The sequence below is a fragment of the Pseudomonas sp. ZL2 genome (genome assembly GCF_054788455.1).
In genome coordinates this window covers 41996-65961 of record NZ_JBGOGX010000025.1, presented here as the reverse complement: position 1 = coordinate 65961, position 23966 = coordinate 41996, and the positions used below count along the sequence as shown (strand labels likewise).

The following is a 23966-nucleotide window of genomic DNA, read 5'->3' as shown; positions in this document are numbered from 1 at the left end:
TCTGAACCTTTAGTGCCACTTCATAACGGAGCAACGTTCGATGACCCGCGATGAGCCCTTCGAAACCGACCGCATGACCCCGGCAAACGACCACCCGGACCAGGCCCTGAGCCTGTCCCAGGCCTTGCTCGAACCGCGGATCGTGATCGAGAACACCTTGCCGGTGCTCGATGGCGGGCTGTTTGCGGTCAAGGCGGTGGTGGGCGAGCCGGTGCAGGTCAGCAGCAAGGTCTATGCCGATGGCCATGACGCCCTGGTGGTGATGCTCAACTGGCGCCAGGCCCACAGCCGGCGCTGGCATTGCCTGCCGATGCAGTTTGCCGGCAACGACCTGTGGCAGGCCGAATTCACCGTCAGCGAGCAGGGTCGCCACCTGTTCAGCATTGAGGCCTGGATCGACCCGTTCGCCACCTATTGCCATGACCTGGAGAAGAAGTTCAACGCCGGCGTCGCGGTGCCCTTGGAGCTGCAGGAGGGGCAACTGCTGATCGAAAACAATATCGGCCGCAGCAACGGGCCGTTGCGCGACCAGTTGCAGGCCTTGCACCGGCACCTGCCGGGCCTGTCCGCCGACGAGCAGGTGGCCTTGCTGCTGCATCCGGACACGGCGCTGCTGATGGCCGAAGCCGAGCACCGCACCTACCTCAGCCGCAGCCCCGAATACCCGCTGGATGTCGAGCGTATCCAGGCGCAGTTTGCCAGCTGGTACGAGCTGTTTCCCCGTTCGGTCACCGACGACCCTGAGCGCCACGGCACCTTCAATGACGTGCACGAACGCCTGCCGATGATCCGTGACATGGGTTTTGACGTTTTGTACTTCCCGCCCATCCACCCCATCGGCGTGCGCCACCGCAAGGGCCGCAACAATGCCTTGCAGGCCGAGCCGGATGACCCCGGCAGCCCCTATGCCATCGGCGGTGCCGAAGGCGGGCACGAGGCGATTCATCCGCAACTGGGCAGCCGCGAGGATTTTCGCCGGCTGGTGGCTGCCGCTGCCGAGCATGGCCTGGAAATCGCCCTGGATTTTGCCATTCAGTGTTCCCAGGACCACCCCTGGCTCAAGGAGCACCCGGGCTGGTTTTCCTGGCGCCCGGACGGCAGCATTCGCTATGCCGAGAATCCGCCGAAAAAATACCAGGACATCGTCAATGTCGACTTCTACGCCGCCGATGCGGTACCGGCGTTGTGGCTGGCCCTGCGCGACGTGGTGGTGGGTTGGGTCAAGGAGGGGGTCAAGAGCTTTCGGGTCGATAACCCGCACACCAAACCCTTGCCGTTCTGGCACTGGCTGATCGCCAATGTCCGCAGCCAGTACCCGGAGGTGATCTTCCTCGCCGAAGCCTTCACCAAGCCTGCGATGATGGCGCGCCTGGGCAAGGTCGGTTATTCCCAGAGCTACAGCTACTTCACCTGGCGCAACACCAAGGCCGAGCTGCAAAGCTACTTCGAAGAGCTCAACCAGCCACCCTGGCGCTACTGCTACCGGCCGAACTTCTTCGTCAATACACCGGACATCAACCCCTACTTTCTGCATGAGTCCGGGCGCGCCGGGTTTCTCATCCGCGCCGCCCTGGCGACCATGGGCTCGGGCCTGTGGGGCATGTACTCGGGCTTCGAGCTGTGCGAGGCGACGCCGGTGCCGGGCAAGGAGGAATACCTCGATTCCGAGAAGTACGAGATCCGCCCGCGGGACTTTACCCAGCCCGGCAACATCATTGCCGAAATCGCCCAGCTCAATCGTATCCGTCGGCAGAACCCTGCGTTGCAAACCCACCTGGGCGTGGCTTTTTATCACGCCTGGAACGACAACATCCTGTACTTCGGCAAACGCACCGCCGAGCGCGACAACTTCATCCTCGTCGCCGTCAGCCTCGATCCGCACAACGCCCAGGAGGCGCATTTCGAACTGCCGCTGTGGGAGCTGGGGCTGGACGACACTGCCGACACCCTCGGCGAAGACCTGATGAGCGGCCATCGCTGGACCTGGCACGGCAAGACCCAATGGATGCGCATCGAGCCCTGGCACCTGCCGTTTGCTATCTGGCGTATCGAAAAAGCCCTCTAGAAAGGAGTCGAGCATGGCCAAGCGCGCCCGCCCAGCCGCCTTTATCGATGATCCACTGTGGTACAAAGACGCGATCATCTACCAGGTACACGTCAAGTCCTTCTTCGATTCCAACAACGACGGCATCGGTGACTTTCCCGGCCTGATCGCCAAGCTCGACTACATCGCCGAGCTTGGGGTCAACACCCTGTGGCTGCTGCCGTTCTACCCTTCGCCTCGCCGCGACGATGGCTACGACATCGCCGAGTACAAGGCGGTGCACCCCGACTACGGCACCCTGGCCGACGTCAAACGCTTCATTGCCGAGGCGCACAAACGCGGCCTGCGGGTAATCACCGAGCTGGTCATCAACCACACCTCCGACCAGCACCCGTGGTTCCAGAAGGCCCGGCGCGCCAAGCCGGGGAGCAAGGCCCGGGACTTTTATGTGTGGTCCGACAGCGACCAGAAGTACGACGGTACGCGGATCATCTTCCTCGACACCGAGAAATCCAACTGGACCTGGGACCCGGTGGCCGGCCAGTACTTCTGGCACCGTTTCTACTCGCACCAGCCGGACCTCAACTTCGACAACCCGCAAGTGCTCAAGGCGGTGCTCGGGGTCATGCGCTACTGGCTCGACCTGGGCGTCGACGGCCTGCGCCTGGACGCCATCCCGTACCTGATCGAGCGTGACGGCACCAACAACGAGAACCTGCCCGAAACCCATCAGGTGCTGAAGAAGATCCGCGCCGAAATCGACGCCAACTACCCCGACCGCATGCTCCTGGCCGAGGCCAACCAGTGGCCGGAAGACACCCAGCTGTATTTTGGCGAAGGGCAGGGCGACGAATGCCACATGGCCTTTCACTTCCCGCTGATGCCGCGCATGTACATGGCCGTGGCCCAGGAAGACCGCTTCCCGATCACCGACATCCTGCGCCAGACCCCGGAGATTCCGGCCAACTGCCAGTGGGCGATCTTCTTGCGCAACCATGATGAGCTGACCCTGGAAATGGTCACTGATCGCGAGCGCGATTACCTGTGGAACTACTACGCCGAGGACCGCCGCGCGCGGATCAACCTCGGCATTCGCCGGCGTCTGGCGCCGTTGCTGCAACGGGACCGGCGGCGGGTCGAGCTGCTGTGCAGCCTGCTGCTGTCGATGCCCGGCACGCCGACCTTGTATTACGGCGACGAGATCGGCATGGGCGACAACATCTACCTGGGCGACCGCGATGGCGTCCGCACGCCAATGCAGTGGTCGATCGACCGCAACGGTGGTTTCTCCCGTGCCGACCCTGCGCGCCTGGTGCTGCCGCCGATCATGGACCCGCTGTACGGCTTCCAGGCGGTCAACGTCGAAGCTCAGGCCCATGACCCGCACTCGCTGCTGAACTGGAACCGGCGCCTGCTGGCGGTCCGCAAGCAGCAGAAGGCCTTTGGCCGCGGCACCCTGAAGATGCTCACGCCGAGCAACCGGCGGATCCTCGCCTATATCCGTGAGTACACCGGCCCTGATGGCAAGAGCGAGATCATCCTCTGCGTCGCCAACGTATCGCGCGCTGCGCAGGCGGCGGAGCTTGAGCTGCAGCAGTACGCCGACAAGGTGCCGGTGGAAATGCTCGGTGGCAGTGCCTTCCCGCCAATCGGCCAGTTGCCGTTCCTGCTGACCCTGCCGCCCTATGGTTTTTACTGGTTCCTGCTGGCCGACAAGGACCAGATGCCCAGTTGGCATGTGGAACCGGCCCAGAGCCTGCCGGAGTTCACCACCCTGGTGCTGAAAAAACGCATGGAAGAGCTGCTGGAAGCGCCGTCACGGGTCACCTTGGAAGACGGCATCCTGCCCCAGTACCTGCCCAAGCGCCGCTGGTTCGCCGGCAAGGAAACCCGCATCGAACAGGTGCAGATCATCTATGGCGTGCGCTTTGGCGCCGCGACCAGCCCGGTGCTGCTCAGCGAGATCGAAGTGCAGGGCGGTGGCCAGAGCAGCCGCTATCAATTGCCATTCGGCTTGATCGCCGAAGAGCACATCAACAGCCCGGCGCCGCAGCAACTGGCCCTGGCCCGGGTCCGTCGCGGTCGTCAGGTGGGCTTGATCACCGATGGCTTCGTCCTGGAGAGCTTCGTGCGCGCCGTGCTCAGCGGCTGCCGGGACGGCTTGCGTCTGCCCTGCAGCGAGGGTGAGCTGCGTTTTGAGGCCACCGGGCAGCTGGCGGCGCTGAACCTGGGGGACGACGCGGTAGTCCGCTACCTGAGCGCCGAGCAGTCCAACAGTTCGGTGGTGGTCGGCGCCAGCCTGGTGCTCAAGCTGATCCGCCGGGTCAACCCCGGGGTGCACCCGGAACTGGAAATGAGCGCCTACCTGACCACCGCCGGTTTTGCCAATATCTCGCCGCTGCTGGGCTGGGTCAGCCGCGTGGACGCCCAGGCCCAGCCGCATCTGCTGATGATCGCGCAGGGCTACCTGAGCAACCAGGGCGACGCCTGGGACTGGACTCAGAACAACCTGGAACGGGCCATTCGCGACGAGATGGAGCCTTCGAGCAAAGACCAGGATGTGCACACCGATGCCCTGCAGGATCTGGCCGACTTCGCCGCCTTGCTCGGCCAGCGCCTGGGCGAGATGCATCTGCTGCTGGCCGCGCCCAGCGCCGACCCTGCGTTCCAGCCGCGGGCCAGCACCCGCCGCGACAGCCAGGCCTGGAACAAACAGGTCGGTGCCCAGCTGACCCGCGCCCTGGACCTGCTGCTGGAACACCGTGCCAGCCTCGACAGCGACAGCCAGGCCCTGATCGACGATCTGCAACAGCAGCGCAAGAGCTTGCTCAAGCACATTGCCGAACTCAGCAAGCAAGCGGTGGGTGGGCTGTTGATGCGCGTGCATGGTGACCTGCACCTGGGCCAGGTGCTGGTGGTTCAGGGCGATGCCTACCTGATCGATTTCGAGGGTGAACCGGCGCGGCCACTCGATGAGCGCCGGGCCAAGCACAGCCCGTACAAGGACGTCAGCGGCGTGCTGCGTTCCTTCGACTATGCTGCAGCGATGGTGCTGCGCAGTGCTTCCGCTGTCGACCTTTCCGAGGCTGCCCGCCAGGCACGTCAACGCGTCGCCCGGCGTTACCTGCACCAGGCCCGGCATGCTTTTGTCGAGGCTTATGGTCTGGCCAGTGCGGCCATGCCCCATGCCTGGGAGCATGGCGACGGCGAGCAGGCGGCGCTGGCGTTGTTCAGTCTCGAGAAGGCCGCCTACGAAATCCTCTACGAAGCCGAGAACCGTCCGAATTGGCTGGCCGTGCCTTTGCAGGGCCTGCATGGTCTGATCAGTACCTGGGGAGAGCAGTAAATGATTCAACGCAAGCGCGAGGAAGGAGGACTGGGGCAGCGCGATATCGATGCCCTGGTAAGAGCCGAACACACCGACCCGTTCGCGGTGCTCGGCCCGCACCCGGATGGTGCTGGTGGCCAGTTTGTCCGCGCCTATCTGCCCAATGCCCTGAACGTGCGGGTGTTGGCTCGCGACGGCAGTCGCGTATTGGCAGAGCTGGAGCAGGGCCCGGTACCGGGGTTGTTCATCACTCATCTGCGGGAGCCGCAGCCGTACCTGTTGCAGATCAACTGGGCGGGCGGTGAACAGATCACTGAAGATCCGTACAGCTTCGGGCCACTGCTCGGCGACATGGACCTGTACTTGTTCGCCGAGGGCAATCATCGAGACCTGTCCGGTGCCATGGGGGCGCAACCGGTGACGGTCGAAGGTGTCGACGGCGTGCGCTTTTCGGTGTGGGCGCCGAATGCGCGGCGGGTCTCGGTGGTGGGCGATTTCAACAACTGGGACGGGCGCCGTCACCCCCTGCGCCTGCGCCATCCGTCCGGGGTCTGGGAGCTGTTCGTGCCGCGCCTGCAGGCTGGCGAAGCCTACAAATACGAAGTGCTCGGGCGCGAAGGCATCCTGCCGCTCAAGGCCGACCCGCTGGCCCGTGCCACCGAGTTGCCGCCGAGCACCGCCTCGAGGGTCGCCGGCCCCCTGGCCCATGACTGGCAGGATCAGACTTGGATGCAGCAGCGCGGCGAACGCCAGGTCACCAGCGCGCCGCTGTCTATCTACGAACTGCACGCCGGCTCCTGGCAGTGCGAGCTGGACGACAACGGTGAAGTGGCACGCTTCTACAACTGGCGCGAACTGGCCGAGCGCCTGGTGCCGTATATCCAGCAACTGGGCTTCACCCATATCGAGCTGATGCCGATCATGGAGCATCCCTTTGGCGGCTCCTGGGGTTACCAGCCATTGTCGATGTTCGCGCCGACCGCGCGCTACGGCAGCGCCGAAGACTTTGCCGCGTTCATCGATGCCTGCCATCAGGCGAGCATCGGGGTGATTCTCGACTGGGTGCCGGCGCATTTTCCGACCGACACCCACGGCCTGGCGCGCTTCGACGGCACCGCCTTGTACGAGTACGACAACCCGCTGGAGGGTTTCCACCAGGACTGGGACACGCTGATCTACAACCTTGGCCGCACCGAAGTGCACGGTTTCATGCTGGCCTCGGCGCTGCACTGGCTCAAGCATTTCCATATCGACGGCCTGCGTGTCGATGCCGTGGCGTCGATGCTCTACCGCGACTATTCACGCAAGGCTGGGGAGTGGGTGCCCAACCGCCACGGCGGCCGCGAGAACCTGGAAGCCATCGACTTCTTGCGTCACCTCAACGACGTGGTGGCGCTGGAAGCCCCCGGTGCCCTGGTGATCGCCGAAGAGTCCACGGCCTGGCCGGGCGTCAGCCAGCCGACCCAGCAGGGCGGCCTGGGCTTTGCCTACAAGTGGAACATGGGCTGGATGCACGACACCCTGCACTACATCCAGAACGACCCGATCCACCGCACCTATCACCACAACGAGATGAGCTTCGGCCTGATCTATGCCTATTCCGAGCATTTCATCCTGCCGATTTCCCATGACGAGGTGGTGCACGGCAAGCACTCTCTGATCGACAAGATGCCTGGCGATCGCTGGCAGAAGTTTGCCAACCTGCGCGCCTACCTGACCTTCATGTGGACCCATCCGGGCAAGAAGCTGCTGTTCATGGGCTGTGAGTTCGGCCAGTGGCGCGAGTGGAACCATGACAGCGAACTGGACTGGTACCTGCTCAAGTACCCCGAGCACCTGGGCGTGCAGCGCCTGGTCAGCGACCTCAACCGTTTGTACCGCGACGAGCGGGCCCTGCACGAGCAGGACTGCCTGCCGCAAGGCTTTCAGTGGCTGATCGGCGATGATGCGCACAACAGCGTCTATGCCTGGCTGCGCTGGAGCGCTGGCGGCGAGCCGTTGCTGGTGGTGGCCAACTTCACTCCGGTGCCGCGCGAGAGTTATCGCATCGGTGTGCCGTTTGGCGAGCGCTGGGTCGAGGTGTTCAACAGCGATGCCGAGGGTTATGCCGGGTCCAATTACGGCAACCTCGGTGAAGTGGCCAGCCAGGCGTTGTCCAGCCATGGCCAGCCGTTGTCGCTGGGGTTGAACCTGCCGCCGCTGGGGGTGTTGATTTTGCGCCCGCAATGACGGCTTGAGCGTTCTGTACAAGCCCGGGGCCGGGTATCGGTGTCTACTGCGCTTCCGGTTTTTCATGGAAGCGCAGCCATGCCCTTGGTCTCCAACCCACCACTGAACCGTCAGTACACACCGACCGAGTACCTTGTCAGCGAACAACGACCGGCGGCGGTTGCGAATCTGTCCGGCACGAACCTGCAACGTGTTGCCCAGGCCCTGCGCACGGCCGCGGTTGAAGAAAACATTGCCATGACCCTGCTACCGGGGCTACTGGTGGCCAGTGGTGTGCTCGAATGCAACACCCTGGTGCTCGAGGGTGTGGATGGCCAGGTGCTGTACGGGGTCGACATTACCGATCCGGCTTGCCTGCTGGAGCCTGGACAACTGGACGCTGTGCAGCTGGAGCAGGCTGCCAGGATCAGGCTGGAGCCTACGCGTATCGGTGCAGTAAGCCGCGGTGAATACCGTTCACTCGACCTTGAGGGCGATGCTTTCTTCAAGGTGGTGGTAGCCATGGTCAACGACTGTGATCCGCAGTTGATCACTGATCAGCAAGTAGCAGAGCTGCGCAATGAATTGGCCGAGCGGGTACTGATGGCGGATCCGCTGATGGCACGGATCTGGGCGCAGGCGCACCCCGCGGTTGAGGAGGTGAACCCGCAAGGCGCGCCGCTCAACCCGGCAAGCCTGGTGATGCGCGCTAGCGTCCTGGCTGCAATCCCCGCCAGCTTCGGGGTGTTCGGTGCCTTTGGCTTGCCGGTGGTGCTTGGTGCCTGGTATCTGGGGTTGCCGATGGCGGCAGCGGTGCAGTTGGGTAACCAGTCACAGCGGGACACCCGCGAGGCGCTGGTGTTGACGCTCGCCAGGAAACTGCCCGGGCTCGACGATGCTCAGTTGCACATCCTGCTGCAGGCACTTGACGGGAAGCTGGCCGATCTGGATCTTGAAGTCGTTGTCGACAACCTCAGAAGCCAGTTCGCACAGCGCGCCCCGAACATGACGGGCAATGAGCTGCTGGAGCGCATCAATCCCTGGGACTGGTTGCGCGATACCCGCGAAAAGGAACAGTCCAGACCCGACCTGAGCCTGAAGCCGACGCTCTTGGGGGCAGGGCTTGAGTTACTGGTGGGCTGGGGTGCGCCAGGCTTTATACCGGGTGAAAAATACTATGCCGGCAAGCCCCCTTTGAATTTGAAGCAGCTTACCCAGGTTGTTCGCGAGCAGGATGGCAGCGAGCGTGTCGTCACCCAAGCAAAGGATTCGGCAGTCGCGTATTCCTCAGCAGGATCATTCGTCGCAGCAGAGGAATATACTCAACCGGCGGTCCAACTGCCCTGGCGTTCGGAGCCTTGGCAGGTGCCGCTGGTTGAGGCGCAAGGCAAAAGGCGACAAGCACGCGAAGCCCCCACCTCGACGTCTCAGGCCCAATTGCTAGCGGATATCCAGCGCTTGCAAAAGCACAATCAGCAATTGGAGCGTCAGGCCACGCGGCTACGCAAGCGCGCCGCAGCAGCGCCCGCCTATGCCAAGCAAGCGGTTCCTGACCTGTTGGGGCTGGTCACGGTAAAAGCCGTGCTATCGCTTAAGGCAGAAAAGTTGCAGCGCGAGGCGCTCAAGGCTGCGTTCACCATCAGCGAGCGCTACCGACAACTGCAGGGCTTGAAGCAGCCGCAGCCGAAAGACACTGGCACTGTGGCGGCTCCCGCGCTGGACACTTCCCAAACCACGGGGCTGGTCCTCGGCCAGGCGCAGCATATCGACGAGACCATCATCCGCTGTTTGCAGCAGGATGCGCAGGCAGCAGGTATGGATCCGCGGTCCATCAACCTGGCGCTGCTGAACCAGACGCTGTCCTTTCAGCCGAAAACGCCGGTGACTTTCCTGGGCAGCGCCAGTCATTCACGCAAGGAAGTGTTCAGCGTCCGTCAGGTAGCCTTGGGTGAGCATCAACGCAACCTCGTAAACTACGTCGATCAATTGCCGTCAGCCTCACCTGGGCTACCCGCGCCGCTGCTGCCACTGGTCCTCGATGCTCAACTGCGTACTCGCGTTCAGGCCGCGGTGATGGAGGACTTTGTCCAGTTGGCGAGTGATGATGCGTTCAAGCAGCAATACCAGAGCTTTGCCCATCACCGTTTCAATGGCGTAATGACACGACTGCTGGCCAGCACCAATGGCCCCTTGCGCCATGTTCTTGATCGTTGGGTGTCGGGTGATCTGGTTGCCGAGGTGGTAAAGGTCACGGACAAGGTTGTACCCAATCTACTGGCGGTGAGAGACCACGCTGGCGGCTTTCTGGTTTCACTGACCACTGGCAGTGTATATCCGTGGGTGGCCGACGATACCTCGGTTGCCCTGGAGCGGTTCATCCGCTCGCATCTGTCGGATTTTGACAACGGCGTGATCGAGCGCACCGCCATTATCGCCAAGCGCTCGCTCAGGCTGACCGATGTGACTTTTTATCAATCGCAGTTGACCTTTGGCGGTGGTGAGGTCATGCCACAGTTGCTTGCGGCTGATCTGGAGATGATCAAAAGCAACCTCAATAGTGCGGTCTTCACTGCCCAGGAAGAGAATCAGCAACGCTGGACGCAGGCTGCAGAACGCCTGATGCAGTTCGGCACGACCTTGATCTCGATGGTGGTAATGGTGCCATTCGAAGGCTTGGCGATGCCGATGGCACTTGCCTCGATGGACGTGGCACTGGCGGCGGGCAATCTGTATTTCGATGAGCGGATGCTGGACGTTGCTGATCGGGGCGATGTCTACCGCCAGGCCCAGGCGGATGTTGCCCTGGGCAAGCTGACGTTGGTTTTCGTCGGCGCTGGCGATCTGGCGGTCCTGGCCAGGCCTGTGGCCCGTGCGGTGCCGGCAGCGGCGCACTTGGCCGCCGACGTGCGCAACCTGGTCGCGCTGATTCGTTCATCTTCGCTAACCGAAGGCTACAGCAAGTCGCTGGACCTGTTGATCAGCCTGTCGCCCCGCCAGCGTGCGCTGATGCTGGCGCAACTGAATTTGGTGCCGGCTGCCATCAGTGACGCTGCCGGCCCGCTGGAAGGCGTTCTGCATCTGCAGCAACGCGCCGGGGTGATTGATGCGCAGACGCTGCAACGGCTGGTGAGCCTGCCCGGGGCCGATACTGTCGAGGGGTTTCTGGGGGGGAGCGGTCAACAGCTTTATTGCCTGGATGACATCAAGCGCCTGCCAGCCGGTTACCGCGTAGTGGTATTGGCAAAGGACAGCAACAAGGTGCTGCAGGCGGGTTTGAGCCTGGGCGAGGGTAAGGTCATCAGCCTCGATAACAGTGCGCTCACCTTGGGTGAATCGGTCAAAGGCTGGCATGAGCTGAACCTGGCGGATGCTCGGTTGCTGAGGTTCGAGCGACAGGCGGGCAAGCTGGCGGACGGCCGCGACGTACGGATTGTTGTCGAGCACGCTGCGCCCGAATTCAGGGCCGAGGAGCTGCGCAGTGCACAAGCAGCCAGTCTCAGTGAGTCGCAAACATTGCTTGAGCAGGGCTTCCTCGCCGATTTGCGCAAGTATCCGAAAGTCTCGCGCTTGCTCGCCACCGGCAAGCAACGCCCTGGCCCGCTTTTGCGAACAGTCAGAGCCTACATGGCAAAGCACGGCTTCTTCGATATCAAGGTCAGGGTGGTGCACAGCTGGGACAAGGTCAACAAGGCCAGTAGCAGCCATTTCCTGTTGGTAGGTCGTCACCCGGAGCACGGTCACATGGCTTTCGACCTGATGGCTGCCCGGCGCACCCGCCTGGACCTGGAGCCGATGGTTGTCCCCGAGCCGGTCTGGGCGGCCCGCTTTCAACAGGCTGGCGGCAACCGGCTGATGAAATACCAGGATTTCGTCGATCTACCCAGTGCCAGGACGTCGGCGCGGTTGGCACGCAGCACGGCAGCCACTGCGTATCAGGAACGGTCCGTCTTGTTGACGGCTCCGGATTTCTACAAAGTCGAGTCGGGGCGTGAATGGGTACGAACAGAAGAGCTGCTCGGGGGAGGGAATTTTGCCCGTCACGAGCTCATGCCGGCAAAGCAGGTGGAGCAACGTTACGCCAAGCTGTGCAAGGACTGGCAAAACCTCAGCAACAAGAAGACGGAGTTTCAACAGGGACTGCGGGATTACGGAATGCTTACCGTCCCCGGTGTGGATCTGCGCGCCCGGCGTGATCTGGTGCATTTGAAACGGCTGTTCATACGTCCCGATTCGAACCTCACACCTCATCAACTTGGCGCACTGGCAGGCAGGATCAATCGCTTGGAGCTTGAGCAGCACTGGCAGCAAGCCTTCGCCCGTGCCGGAGCTCATGGCAGAAAGCTGCGTCTGCATGGGGCGAGGAGTTACCGGCCGGCGCCGCAAATCCTGGTGACCCGCCCGGACAACGGCCGCTGTCTGCCATTGGCACGCACCATGGCTGTAGCACTGGAAGGGGGCAGCGAACACGCGCTGATGGACAGGATGTATCTGGTGGCGGCGGATGCCCAGAGCAGCGAAGCGGTTCTGTTCAGCAAAGCGCTTGGGGTGCTGCACGGTAGCGGTGGGTCTGCAGTGAGGACCCTGCCAGGCAACCTTGAGCTGGAGGCAGTCATCAAACGCCTGGCGGATGAGCGACACAACGCCTATCTGCAGATCAATACCCCCAACCATTCCATGCTGATGGCCGTGCGTCAGGAACAAGGGCGCTCGGTATTCCACTTCTATGACCCCAACATCGGCCTGATCTCGGCCGATTCCTTGTCGGGTTACAGCTCGGTACTTAAGCACTACTTTTCCCAAAGACCCATGCTCAGTGCTTATGGGCTTGCTGTGCCTGAGTCGCTGCCACACTTTCGCGTCGAGGTCATAGACCCGGCGGCCATGCAGGCGGTGCCGCTGAATCAGGGCCTGACGGTCAAGGACCTGGGTGCGGCACCGGCGCTGTACAGTCGCACGCGCTGGTAATAGCGCGCCTTTACCAGCGCACCCTGATCCCCAGGTTGCCGATCAAGCCATTCAAGTCATTGTCGTCCACATCGCTGCTGTAATCGGCACTGACAAACAGCGCGACCTTCGGCGTTACCCGCGCCACCAGGCCCAACCCCAACTCGACGGTGGCGGAGTTGCGTCCGCTACTGATCTTGTCGACCTGGCCCAGGCTCACGGTTTCAGCGTTGGTGAAGTCATACCAGACGTTGGTACGTACGAACGGCTCGATCGGCATGCCGTGCACGTTGTAGCGTGCCGACAACCTGGCACCGACCCGCCCGGTCCAGTTCGGTTGCTGGTCGAACGCTTCCTGTGTGTCAGTCTGGCTCTGGCTGCCCGGAAAGTACTGCTGGTTGATCAACTGCGCTTGCGGCTCCAGGGTCCAGTTGCTGCCCAGGCTGATGGGGTAGCCGCCTTCGATCGACAGCGTCAGGGCATGGCCGTTGCCGTCCAGGCGCTGGCCGGTTTCGCTGCGGCCATTGATATCGAAGCGTGTACCCATGGCCACTGCATCCAGGTGCCAGCCCTGGTCGTGGGTCATGCTCCAGTACACACCCAGGCTTTCACCGTCGAGGTTGACGACGGTCTTCTGGTCACCGACCTGGGGTCTGCGCAGGCCGTCAAAACCGCTTTGCAGGGTGCTGTGGCCGACGAAGAAACCGGCACGGTGAGTATTGCCGCCGGCTGTTTCACGAATGAACAGGTCCGGGCTGATCTGCAGGCTCTGGTTCGGGGTATCGAGTTGATCGATTTCCGGGCCCGGGGTACGCACCGGCGTCGGGAAAAACTGCGCCCACTGGCTGGCGATGCTGTCGGTGGCGGCCGGGGCGTTGCGCTCGGCCAGGCGCTCGGAAAAGGCGCCAAGGGCACCGAGGCCCAAGCCGCTGGCGCTGACCGGGGTCAGCGAGAGTACAGGCTGGGCTTGCACAAGATTAATCAACGGGTCGTTATCCTCCAGGCCCAATGCATGGGTTTCCAACGGGGTTGCCAAGAGCAGCGACGTGGAAACCGCATAGAAAACATACTCAAAGCCCGTAGGATTTGGAGTTTTTTTCATGGCGGATCTCCTCTGTGTTTAACAGCCAAGGTCTGGCCTGATGTCACGGCTGTAAGGCATAACCAGAGGGCGACCCAAACCAGCAAACCGCTCCCTGCCACGCGCTGAAAAGCGCGAGCTAGAGGTTCGGAATGGAGTCTGCAGTTGCTGCATTACTTCTAGCTAAGGAGAGGACGGGGCGTGCGTCAAGAAAGCGTGAAACAACCGTTATCAAGCTATTGGAAGCGCCAATAGGCTGAAATCAAACAAAAATATACATCTGATAGCCGCAACCGCTCTTTCCAGGGTCGCGGCTATGCCGAATCATTGCTAAAGCTGCACTTCCACCGCCAATGGCAGATGATCGGAGAGGTGACTCCAGGGCTTGTTGCCGAGGATTTGCGGGGCATGGCTGTTGGCATTGCGCAGGTAAATACGGTCCAGACGCAGCAGTGGCAGGCGGGCAGGGTAGGTTCGTGCGAGCAGGCCGTGATGGCGCTCGAAGGCTTCGTGCAGGTCGCGGTGCAGGTTCAGGGTGCGATTGCCGCGCAGTTTCCAGTCGTTGAAGTCACCCGCGATGATCACCGGGGCGTCGGCCGGCAGCGAGTCCAGCAGACGCCGCAGCAGTTGCAGCTGTTTTTGCCGATGACTTTCGAGCAACGACAGGTGCACGCAAATGGCGTGCACCTCGCTCTGCCCGGGCACGTCCAGCACGCAGTGCAGCAGCCCGCGGCGCTCGGGGCCGGTAATCGAGACATCAAGGTTGCGGTGTTCGATGATCGGGTACTTGGACAACAGCGCATTGCCGTGATGGCCGTCCGGGTACACGGCATTACGCCCGTAGGCGAAATCGCTCCACATGCTATCGGCCAGGAATTCGTACTGCGAGGTCTGCGGCCAGCCGGCGTAGCGCGCGGCATGGCGGTCGTGGGAACCGAGCACTTCCTGGAGGAAGACGATATCGGCGCGGGTACTGCGCACCGCTTCACGCAGTTCGGGGAGGATGAAGCGGCGGTTGAAGGCGGTAAAGCCCTTGTGGGTATTGACGGTCAGTACCCGCAGGCGCTTGATCGCAGCAGCCTGGCGGGCAGTGGCGGTGTTGCTGGTGTCCGATTCGACGCTCACGGTTACTCCTAGTCGACAAATCTATAGCATCGGACTTGCCGGGGAACCTCCAGTTCCCCGGCATTCAGGCATCGTCGTCGCGGTACAGCTCGAGCAACAGCAGCGAGCGCCCGCTGACCTGAAACTCGCTGCCAAAGTCATGATGCTCGCCTTTGCGCAATTGTGGTCGGTCGGTGTCGATCAGGCAGTTCCAGTATTCGCCCTCCGGCACCTCGGGCAGGGTGAAGGCGACCGCTTCGTGATGAGCGTTGACGATCAGCAGCAAGGTGGCATCGGCGCCGGGGCGCAGAATACCGCTGACCTGGGCACGGCCATCCATCAGCATGCCCAGGCAGCGCCCGTGGGCGTCTTGCCATTGCTCGACGCTCATCTCGCTGGCGTCCGGCGCCAGCCAGGTGACGTCCTTGACCCCGATCGCCTCATTGTAGTCACCGACCAGAAAACGCGAGCGGCGCAGCACCGGATAGGCCAGGCGCAGCTTGGTCAGGCGCTTGACGAACTTGAGCAGCGCCGCGCCATCGTCATCCAGTTCCCAGTTGACCCAGCCGATTTCGCTGTCCTGGCAGTAGGCATTGTTGTTGCCGTGCTGGGTACGGCTGAACTCGTCGCCAGCGACGATCATCGGCGTGCCCTGGGCCAGCAGCAGGGTGGCGAAGAAGTTGCGCATCTGGCGCAGGCGCAGGGCCTTGATCTCGGGGTCGTCGGTGGGGCCTTCGACGCCATGGTTCCAGGACAGGTTGTTGTTGCTGCCATCCTGGTTGTCTTCGTCGTTGTCCAGGTTGTGCTTGTCGTTGTACGACACCAGGTCACGCAGGGTGAACCCGTCGTGGGCGGTGATGAAGTTGACCGAAGCATAGGGCCTGCGCCCGCGGCGGTTGAACAGCTCGCCGGAGGCGGTCATGCGCGCGGAGAAGTCGGCCAGTTGGCCTTCGTCGCCTTTCCAGAAGGCCCGCACGGTATCGCGAAAGCGGTCATTCCATTCCGCCCAGCCGGGGGCGAAGTTGCCCACCTGATAACCTCCCGGGCCGCAGTCCCAGGGTTCGGCGATCAGTTTGACCTGGCTGAGCAACGGGTCCTGACGACAGGCGACGAGGAAGCTGTGACGTTCGTCAAAGCCCTCGTGATAACGCCCGAGAATGGTCGCCAGGTCGAAGCGGAAACCGTCCACGTGCATCTCGCCGGCCCAGTAACGCAGCGAGTCGGTAACCAGTTGCAGCACGCAGGGGTGGCTGAGGTCGAGGGTGTTGCCGGTGCCGGAATCGTTGATGTAGAAGCGTTTGTCGTCGGGCATCAGGCGGTAATAGGACGAGTTGTCGATGCCGCGCATGGACAGGGTCGGTCCTAGCTCGTTGCCCTCGGCAGTGTGGTTGTAGACCACGTCGAGAATCACCTCGAGGCCGGCGTCATGCAGGTGCGCGACCATCTCCTTGAACTCGGCGATCTTGCCATTGGCCAGGTAGCGCGGGTGTGGGGCAAAAAACGCAATGCTGTTATAGCCCCAGTAATTGTTCAGGCCTTTTTGCAGCAGGTGCTGGTCGTTGACGAAGGCATGAATCGGCAGCAGCTCGATCGACGATACCCCGAGCTGCTTGATATGGCCGAGCAACTCGTCGCACATCAGCCCGGCAAAGGTACCGCGGTTGGCCTCCGGCACCGCCGGGTGGCGCATGCTGATGCCGCGCACATGGGCTTCGTAGAGGATGGTGCGCTCCCAGGGGATGCCCACGCGCTGGTCGCGGCCCCAGGTGTAGGCCGGATCGATGACCTTGCACTTGGGTACGAACGGCGCGCTGTCGCGCTCATCGAAGCTGAGGTCGCCATCGGGGTGGCCGATGGTGTAGCCGAACAGTGCTTCGGACCATTTCAGGCTACCGACCAGTTGCTTGGCGTAGGGGTCGATCAGCAGCTTGTTGGGATTGAAGCGGTGGCCGTTTTCCGGGGCGTACGGGCCGTGTACCCGGTAGCCGTAGATTTGCCCGGGGTGGGCGTCGGGCAGGTAGCCGTGGAAGATCTCATCGGTGTATTCCGGCAGCTCGATACGTTCGAGCTCGACCTCGCCGCTGGCATCGAACAGGCACAGCTCGACCTTGGTGGCGTTGGCCGAGAACAGCGCGAAGTTGACCCCCAGCCCATCCCAGGTAGCACCCAGGGGGAAGGGCAGGCCTTCGCGGATGCGCGAGGGTTCGAGGTGAACTTCGGCGGCAGGCTTGGCTTTGCGGATGGTCATTTGTGCTCCTTGATGAGGCTGGGACTGCTCTGCAGCCCATCGCCGGCAAGCCGGCTCCCACAGGATTCGGTGCAAGCAGCCCCTGTGGGAGCTGGCTTGCCAGCGATGCTTTCAACGGCTTAAGCCACCGGTGGCTTCTTGGCTGCCCTGGGCTTTTTCGGCGCCGCCGCCGCGCTGGCCGGTTTGGCCTTGCTGGTGCTGGCCGCCGGCGCCTTGGCTGGCTTGCGTGGCGTCACCTTGGGTGCCAGCGCTTCGGCTTCGGCGAGCTTGCGCGCCATCGCCCAGTGCCGCTCTTCCTGGCCTTCGGGCTTACCTTCCGACTCCCAGATCTGATAGGCGAATTCACGGATACGTTTTTCTTCGACACTCATCTCTACGCTCCTGAGGACTTAAGTATGTTCAACGAACAGATTGACCGGAAACTCCTTGAGTGCAGTGCTCAGCCACAGCTCCTTTGAGGCTGTGACTGCGCCCGTGGCAAAAAGTCCCGAGCAAGTGGCAGGCGACAAGGCAAACGGCAGGATCAGCCGGGTATCGTCCCAGTTCTGTGCCGGGATCAGGGGGGTCGGGGACTGTGCAAGCAAGCCCCAGGCCAGGCGCGGCACGACGACAATGGCGCGCTCGCCAGCCGTCACGCGGGCAAACGCCAGGACCCGGTCGGCGTGTCTGCCGCGCACTTCGAGCGGCAGGTACTGACCGCGCAGGAACAGCTGCGGGTATTGTTGACGCCACTCCAGCACCTGGTTGATCAGCGCCTGTTTGATCCGGCCGCTGCGCCAGTCCTGCAGCCGCTGCGCCGTTGTGGTGCCGTCCACCAGCGCCTGACGGCGGCTGGCAAAATCCACCGGGCGGCGGTTGTCAGGGTCGACCAGGCTGAAATCCCAGAATTCGTTGCCCTGGTACAGGTCGGGCACGCCTGGCGCGGTCATGCGCAGCAGGCACTGCGCCAGGCTGTTGAGGGCGCCCGGGCAAGCGATCGCCTGCGCCGCCTCGGCCAGTGAGTGCCGCAACTGCTGGCTGGCGCGCTCCAGCAACAGGGTGTCGATGAAGTCCAGGCAAGCCCGCTCATAGGCCTCGTTGGGTGCGCTCCAGCTGCTGCGCAACTTGGCCTCGCGCAGGGCCTTGCGCTGCCACTGGCACAAGCGTTGGGCATAGGCTTCGAGCGCCGTCGGATCGTTCTCGTCCAGGTCCAGCGGCCAACTCCCGAGCAGGGTCTGGTACAGCAGCAGTTCATCAGCGGCGCCCGGTGCCTCGCCGTCGGCCAGCGTGCTGCGCAAGGGACTGGCAAGTTCACGCCAGTGTTCGACCCGGCTGGCAAACCAGCTGCTGCGTTCGCTGAGCACCGCCAGGCGCGCACGGGTGTCTTCACCGCGTTTGTGGTCATGGGTGGCGGTGGCCAGCAGGTTGTCCGGGAACTGCTCCAGGCGCACAAGACAATGCTGATGGAAGTCTTCGATCGGCGCACTGAAACGCTCGGCATCAAAGCCGACATCGTTACGCGACAGCAGCAGCGCCGAGCGGTAGAAGGCGGTGTCTTCCACGGCCTTGGCGGCCGTGGGTGAAGTCAGCTGCTGAAAGCGTACGCAGGCATGGCGCAGGTGCTTGCGCGGGCGTCCTGGCGGCAAGCGGCACCAGGGTTCGCCACCGAGCCAACGTTGCAGGTAATCGAGCACCGGCCAGTCGGCCTCGCTCAGGCACTGGCGGGCACCGCGCATGGCCTGCTGGAAGAACGCTTCGTCTTCTGCGGGACGGCCGCAAGCATTGATGTAGGTGCGGTACACCGGATAGTGCTCGATCAGTGCCTGCAGGGCGCGGCGAATGGCGCCGAAGGTCAGGTCGCGGCTCATCAGGTCGTCACGGGCAACCTGCAACAATGCCTGGGACACCGATTCGAAATCGCCGGCCAGGCTGGCGCTGAGGATCTGCTGGCGAGCCAGGCGCACTTCCTCGGTAAACTCCGGGCGGTCGCTCACCGCGCTCCACAGCGCTGCCAGTTCGCCTTCGCCGTCCGGGTCGTGCTGCAACAGCGAGACCTGGTTCATGAATTCGTAGCCGGTGGTGCCGTCGACTTGCCAGTCGCGGTGCAACTGCTCGTCGGCACCGAGGATCTTCTCGACAAAAATCGGAAAGTGCTCCAGCGCCGCCTCAAGCGGGCGCTGGGCCAGCAGCCCGTCGACCCGGCGGCGCAGCTTGCGGCAGTAGCCACGGGGGTCGGCCAGACCGTCAATGTGGTCAACCCGCAGGCCGTCGACCAGGCCGCGGCCGATCAGCTCGAACACCTTGCTGTGGGTGGCCTCGAACACCGCCGCACGCTCCACCCGCAGGCCGCCCAGCTCATTGACGTCGAAGAAGCGTCGCCAGTTGATATCGTCGCCGGCGGTGCGCCAGCTGGCCAGGCGATAGGGCTGGCGTTCGAGCAGGGCGTGCAGGCGCTTGAAGCCTTCAGGCATACGACTGTCGAACGCAGTGAACACATCGTCCAGAGGCTGCTGCCGGGCCACTGCTGCCAGCTCAGCCAGCAGTGGCCTGGCCCGCAGCGGCGCATCGGCACCGCTGCGCAAACCACTCAAGCGTGTACCCAGCTCCTGCAGGGCGGCGCCGCCGTTGGTGAGAATCACCCCATAATCTGCGGGGCAGATCGGAAAACGGTGTTCGTGGTGCTGGATATGAAACTGGCCCGTAGCGGCATCGAACCGCAGGGGGATTTCTCCGGCCTGTAGCATCGCACCGTAGTCACTGGCCAAAAACGGCAGCAACAGCTGGCCTTCGAGCAACGGGTCCGGCGAGTGCCACTGGATGTCGAAGAATTCGGCATAACGGCTGCGCCGGCCCCAGGCCAGCAGGTCCTGCCACCAGGGATTGTCGCTGCCGACAGCCATATGGTTGGAGACCATGTCGAGGATCAGCCCCATGCCATGCAGGCGTAGCGCTGCCACCAGCCGCTCCAGCGCCGCTTCGCCGCCCAGCTCCGGGCTGACCTGGCCGGGGTCGACCACATCGTAGCCATGACGCGAGCCGGGGCGGGCGCGCAGCAGCGGCGAGGCGTACAGGTGGCTGATACCTAAGCGGGCGAAGTAGGGCACCAGAGGCACGGCATCGTCGAGGCTGAAGTCGGCATGAAACTGCAGGCGCAGGGTCGCCGTCAGGGCTTTCATCGGTCACGCTCCCAGGCTTGTTCGCGGGCTTGCGCCAGCAGCTCCAGGCGCCGCGCCGCGTCCTCGTCGTCGAGCAGGCCGGTAGCGGTCAGGGCAAAACGCCGGCGCCAGTTCGGGTGGCTGTCGGTGGTGCCCGGCAGGTTGGGTTGCTCGTCGATGCCCAGCAGGTCTTCCAGCGGCACCAGCACCAGCGGCGCGCGGGTATGGCCGAGGTAGCGGATGCTGGCATCGATCAGGGCGTCGCTGTCTTGCAGGGGCTGGCCGTAGTTCTGCTCAAGGATCCGCCGCAGGCCCTGGCGTTCGTGTTGGCGGGTTTCGCGCCAGTGGCGTTCGGTGATGCCGTCGATCAGGGTCAGGCGCTGGTTCCAGTCGATATCGCGCGCCTGCAGCCAGCCGGCCAACGGCGGCAAGTCATGGGTGCTGGTGGTGGCCAGGGCACTGTCGGGCCAGTCGAGGATGGGTTTGAAATGGCCGGGCGGGTCCTGTTCGAACAACAGTACGCGCATACCAAGGATCGCCCGTGCGGCGAGCTTTTCGCGCAGGCCGTCGGGCACGGTGCCCAGGTCTTCGCCGAGGACGATGGCCTGGTGGCGCACCGACTCAAGGCTCAGCAGGCGCAGCAGATCATCGAGCGGGTAATGCAAATAGGCGCCTTCGGCCGGGGTGGCGCCTTGGGGAATCAGCCACAGGCGTTGCAGGCCCATCACGTGGTCGATGCGCAAGCCGCCAGCATGGGCGAAGTTGGCCCGCAGCATTTCGATAAAGGCGCGGTAGCCGTTGCGCCGCAGGCCTTCGGGCGAGAACGCGCAGATGCCCCAGTTCTGCCCGGCGCGATTGAGGATGTCGGGCGGGGCACCGACGTTGAGGCCGGCCAGCAGCTCGTCCTGGCGGCTCCAGGCCTGGCTGCCGGCGCCGTCGGCCCCCACCGCCAGATCGGCGATCAGGCCGATGCTCATGCCATTGCTGCGTGCCGCATCCTGGGCGCGCTGCAGGCTGCGTTCGATCAACCATTGGCAAAAGGCGTGAAACTCCACCTCTTCGCTGTGCTGGCGGGCGAACGCACTCACCTCCGGGCTGTGCGGGTCGTGCCAGGCGGCGGGCCAGTCGCGCCAGTCCTGGCCGATATCGCGCTTGAGCGCGTGTTCCAGCAGCACCTCGAAACGGCAATGACGTTCAAGGGCGGGACCTGCGTGCTGGCGATAGCTGTCGAAATCGGCGAACAACGGGTGCTCGGCGGCGATAAAGTCGCGATACAGCGCCCGCAGCAGGCGCTGGCGGAACGACGCTGCCTGGGGCCAGTCGATCAGCGGCAGCTGTTCAAGCTGCTCCAGTGGGCCATGCAACTGACAGGCTTCAATGGCCATGCGCACGGCGCGATCACCGAGCAGCGCCGCGGGGCTGGCATAGAGGCTGTTGAGAAACAGCCGGCTGGACGGCGAGTAAGGGCTGTAGCGCTGGGTGTCGCTGGCGAACATGGCGTGCAGGGGGCTGATCGCCAGGGCATCGGCACCACGCTCGGCGGCGCTGCGTACCAGCGCTTCGAGGGCCAGGCAGTCACCATAGCCACCGTCGTCGGGGCGACGCAGGCTGTACAGCTGGGCACTCAGGCCCCAGCAGCGCGGCGTCGGTGTGTCGAGGGCATCGGCAATGCTGTAGCAGCGTGCCGGTGCTACGGCCAGGGTAAAGTGCTGCCGGTCGATTTGCACCTGGTGATAGCCGATGGGCAACCCGGCGGGAAGCCTGGCCTGAGCGTCCAATTGCAGCAACTGTTCGCTGCCATCCTCAAGCTGCACCCGGCAATCCATCGCGGCAGGGAAATAGCCGGACAGCTCAAGTGCCAGGTCCTGGTCGACCGTCAACAGCGGCGGCAGGTGGCGGGCATCGTGGGCGCTGAGCAGGGCCTGGATGCTGACTTCGATCGCTTCAGCGCTGCCTGCCGGGTGGCCAAGCCCTGCCAGAACCCGTTGCAGCGCCGGGTCGTTGACTCGCTGGGCACGGCCATTGGCGTCGATCCAGTCCACTGCCAGGCCTGCCAGTTCGGCCAGTTGCTGCAAGCGTGAGTCAGTCATGGGCAGGCTCCGCTGGGGTGGTCGGCGTCAGGCTGACCAGGGTGGTGTAAGGCGGTAGTTGTGTAGTGCCGACACTGGCCTGGCTGCAGGTGAACAGCCGCGAAGGGCCATCGGGAAGATCGGCAAGTTGCGCAGTCGGGCCCAGGTTCAGGTCGATACGCAGCTCGCCACCCTGCTGTAATTGCCAGCGCACACTCAGGGCCTGTGGCCCCAGCACATGTGCGCCGAGGGCATGGATACCCGGCAGGTGCGGGACGATGTGCCGGGCGCGCAGAGCCAGCAACTGCCGGTAGAACTGTAGCCAGGGTCGCTGGCGCGATTCAGGCGGGCGTGGCCGTGAGGCGTTAAAGGTATTGATGGCGTTGGGGTCGGGAATGCGTGCCCGGGCGGCTGCGTCCTGGAAGGCGGCAAAGCCGGCAAATTCGGCCCGTCGCCCTTCGCGCACGGCGTCGGCAAGTTCGTCGTGATGGTCGGTGAAAAATACGAAAGGTTGCTCGCAGCCCCATTCATCGCCCATGAACAACAGCGGGATCATCGGCGACAGCAACAACAGGGTGGTGGCTGCCCGCAAGGCCTGCGGCGGACACAGCTGGTTCAGGCGCTCACCGAACGCGCGGTTGCCGATCTGGTCGTGGTTTTGCAGGAACAGCACGAAGGCTGTGGGCGGCAAGTGCCCGCTGGGCTCGCCGCGGGGACGGCCGTTGCGGTCGGGTTGGCCCTGGAAGACAAAGCCCTGGCTCAGGCAGCGCGCCAGCTTCTCGATGGTCGACTCGCTGTAGTCGGCGTAATACGCCTCCTGTTCGCCGGTGAGCAGCACGTGCAGGGCGTTGTGACCGTCGTCGTTCCACTGCGCATCGAAGCCCTGTTCAAGCAGGTGCGCCTGGTTGTGTTCGTTCTCAAGGTTCAGCCATACCTGACGCCCCGGGGTGATCTGGCTGCGCACCCGGCGCGCCAGTTCGGCGAGAAAGTCCGGATCGTCGATGGCATGCACGGCGTCCAGGCGCAAGCCATCGACGCGGTAGTCCTGCAGCCACATCAGGGCGTTCTCGATAAAGAAATCGCGCACCTGGCGGCGGCGAAAATCGATCGCCGCGCCCCAGGGGGTCTGGCGATCATCACGGAAAAACCCGCTGGCGTAGCGGCCGAGGTAATTGCCATCCGGGCCGAAGTGGTTGTAGACCACATCCAGCACGACCATCAGGCCATGCCCGTGCGCCTGGTCAATCAGTTGGCGCAGTTGGTCCGGGGTGCCATAGCTGTGCTGCGGGGCGAACGGCAGCACGCCGTCATAGCCCCAGTTGCGATTCCCGGGGAGCTGCCCGATCGGCATCAGTTCGATCGCGGTAATACCCAGCTCGGCCAGGGCCGGCAAGCGCTCGATGACCCCGGCATAGCCGCCGCACAGGCCGACGTGCAGCTCATAGATGACCGCTTCGTGCCAGGGGCGGCCGTGCCAGTTCGGATGTTGCCAGCGGTAGGCCGCCTGGTCCACCAGCTCGCTGGGGCCGTGCACGCCTTCGGGCTGGTAGCGCGATGCCGGGTCGGCGACCGTCTGCTCAGCGTCAATCCGGTAGCGGTACCGGCTACCGGCCTTGCAGGCGAGGCGGCCGACGAACCAGCCGTCGGCCTGTGCCTGCAAAGGTTCACGCGGGCCCGCTTCGAACTCGACTTCAACCCGTTGCGCGTCCGGTGCCCAGAGGGCAAACCGGGCGCTGCTACTGTCCAGCATCGCGGCCCCGTGGGTCGCTTGTTCCTGTGACCTCAAGGGCATACCTGCCACCTCGC

11 protein-coding genes are annotated in these 23966 nt (G+C 63.6%); 4 read left to right on the top strand and 7 right to left on the bottom strand.

Annotated elements, in window-relative coordinates; genetic code table 11:
- Window positions 1-40 precede the first annotated feature (40 nt).
- The 4 genes from ABM562_RS17365 to ABM562_RS17350 all read left to right on the top strand — a co-directional run bounded on the left by ABM562_RS17365 (window position 41) and on the right by ABM562_RS17350 (window position 12545).
- Window positions 41-2065: an alpha-1,4-glucan--maltose-1-phosphate maltosyltransferase gene (locus tag ABM562_RS17365; protein WP_233674543.1), complete on the top strand. Its 2025-nt coding sequence runs from the start codon at window positions 41-43 to the stop codon at window positions 2063-2065.
- A gap of 13 nt (window positions 2066-2078) precedes the next feature.
- A complete protein-coding gene (treS, locus tag ABM562_RS17360) occupies window positions 2079-5390 on the top strand; it encodes a maltose alpha-D-glucosyltransferase (protein WP_460422763.1) in 3312 nt (1103 codons plus the stop codon).
- Window positions 5391-7601, top strand: coding sequence for a 1,4-alpha-glucan branching protein GlgB (gene glgB / locus ABM562_RS17355; RefSeq protein WP_460422761.1), 2211 nt, complete (start codon window positions 5391-5393; stop codon window positions 7599-7601). It begins immediately after the preceding gene.
- 78 nt (window positions 7602-7679) lie between these two features.
- A complete protein-coding gene (locus ABM562_RS17350; RefSeq protein WP_460422759.1) occupies window positions 7680-12545 on the top strand; it encodes a hypothetical protein in 4866 nt (1621 codons plus the stop codon).
- A gap of 10 nt (window positions 12546-12555) precedes the next feature.
- Here the strand turns inward: ABM562_RS17350 and ABM562_RS17345 are convergent, their stop codons facing one another.
- The 7 genes from ABM562_RS17345 to treZ all read right to left on the bottom strand — a co-directional run bounded on the left by ABM562_RS17345 (window position 12556) and on the right by treZ (window position 23952).
- On the bottom strand, window positions 12556-13626 hold the full coding sequence (locus tag ABM562_RS17345; protein WP_115086896.1) for an autotransporter domain-containing protein: 1071 nt from the start codon (window positions 13624-13626) through the stop codon (window positions 12556-12558).
- A gap of 309 nt (window positions 13627-13935) precedes the next feature.
- On the bottom strand, window positions 13936-14730 hold the full coding sequence (locus ABM562_RS17340; RefSeq protein WP_115086895.1) for an endonuclease/exonuclease/phosphatase family protein: 795 nt from the start codon (window positions 14728-14730) through the stop codon (window positions 13936-13938).
- A gap of 64 nt (window positions 14731-14794) precedes the next feature.
- A complete protein-coding gene (gene glgX, locus ABM562_RS17335; protein WP_460422757.1) occupies window positions 14795-16957 on the bottom strand; it encodes a glycogen debranching protein GlgX in 2163 nt (720 codons plus the stop codon).
- Between the two features lie 119 nt (window positions 16958-17076).
- Window positions 17077-17328 (bottom strand): DUF2934 domain-containing protein, encoded by a 252-nt coding sequence (locus ABM562_RS17330; protein ID WP_134065168.1) that lies wholly within the window; start codon window positions 17326-17328, stop codon window positions 17077-17079.
- A gap of 18 nt (window positions 17329-17346) precedes the next feature.
- Entirely contained in the window at window positions 17347-20112 is a 2766-nt protein-coding gene (locus tag ABM562_RS17325; protein WP_460422755.1) for a malto-oligosyltrehalose synthase, read from the bottom strand.
- Window positions 20109-22181, bottom strand: a complete 2073-nt coding sequence (gene malQ / locus ABM562_RS17320) for a 4-alpha-glucanotransferase (RefSeq protein ID WP_460422753.1) — start codon at window positions 22179-22181, stop codon at window positions 20109-20111. Before malQ ends, ABM562_RS17325 begins: the two co-directional genes overlap by 4 nt.
- Window positions 22174-23952 carry a malto-oligosyltrehalose trehalohydrolase gene (treZ, locus tag ABM562_RS17315; protein ID WP_460422751.1) on the bottom strand — a complete coding sequence of 593 codons (1779 nt, stop codon included), beginning with the start codon at window positions 23950-23952 and terminating at the stop codon, window positions 22174-22176. Before treZ ends, malQ begins: the two co-directional genes overlap by 8 nt.
- Window positions 23953-23966 lie beyond the last annotated feature (14 nt).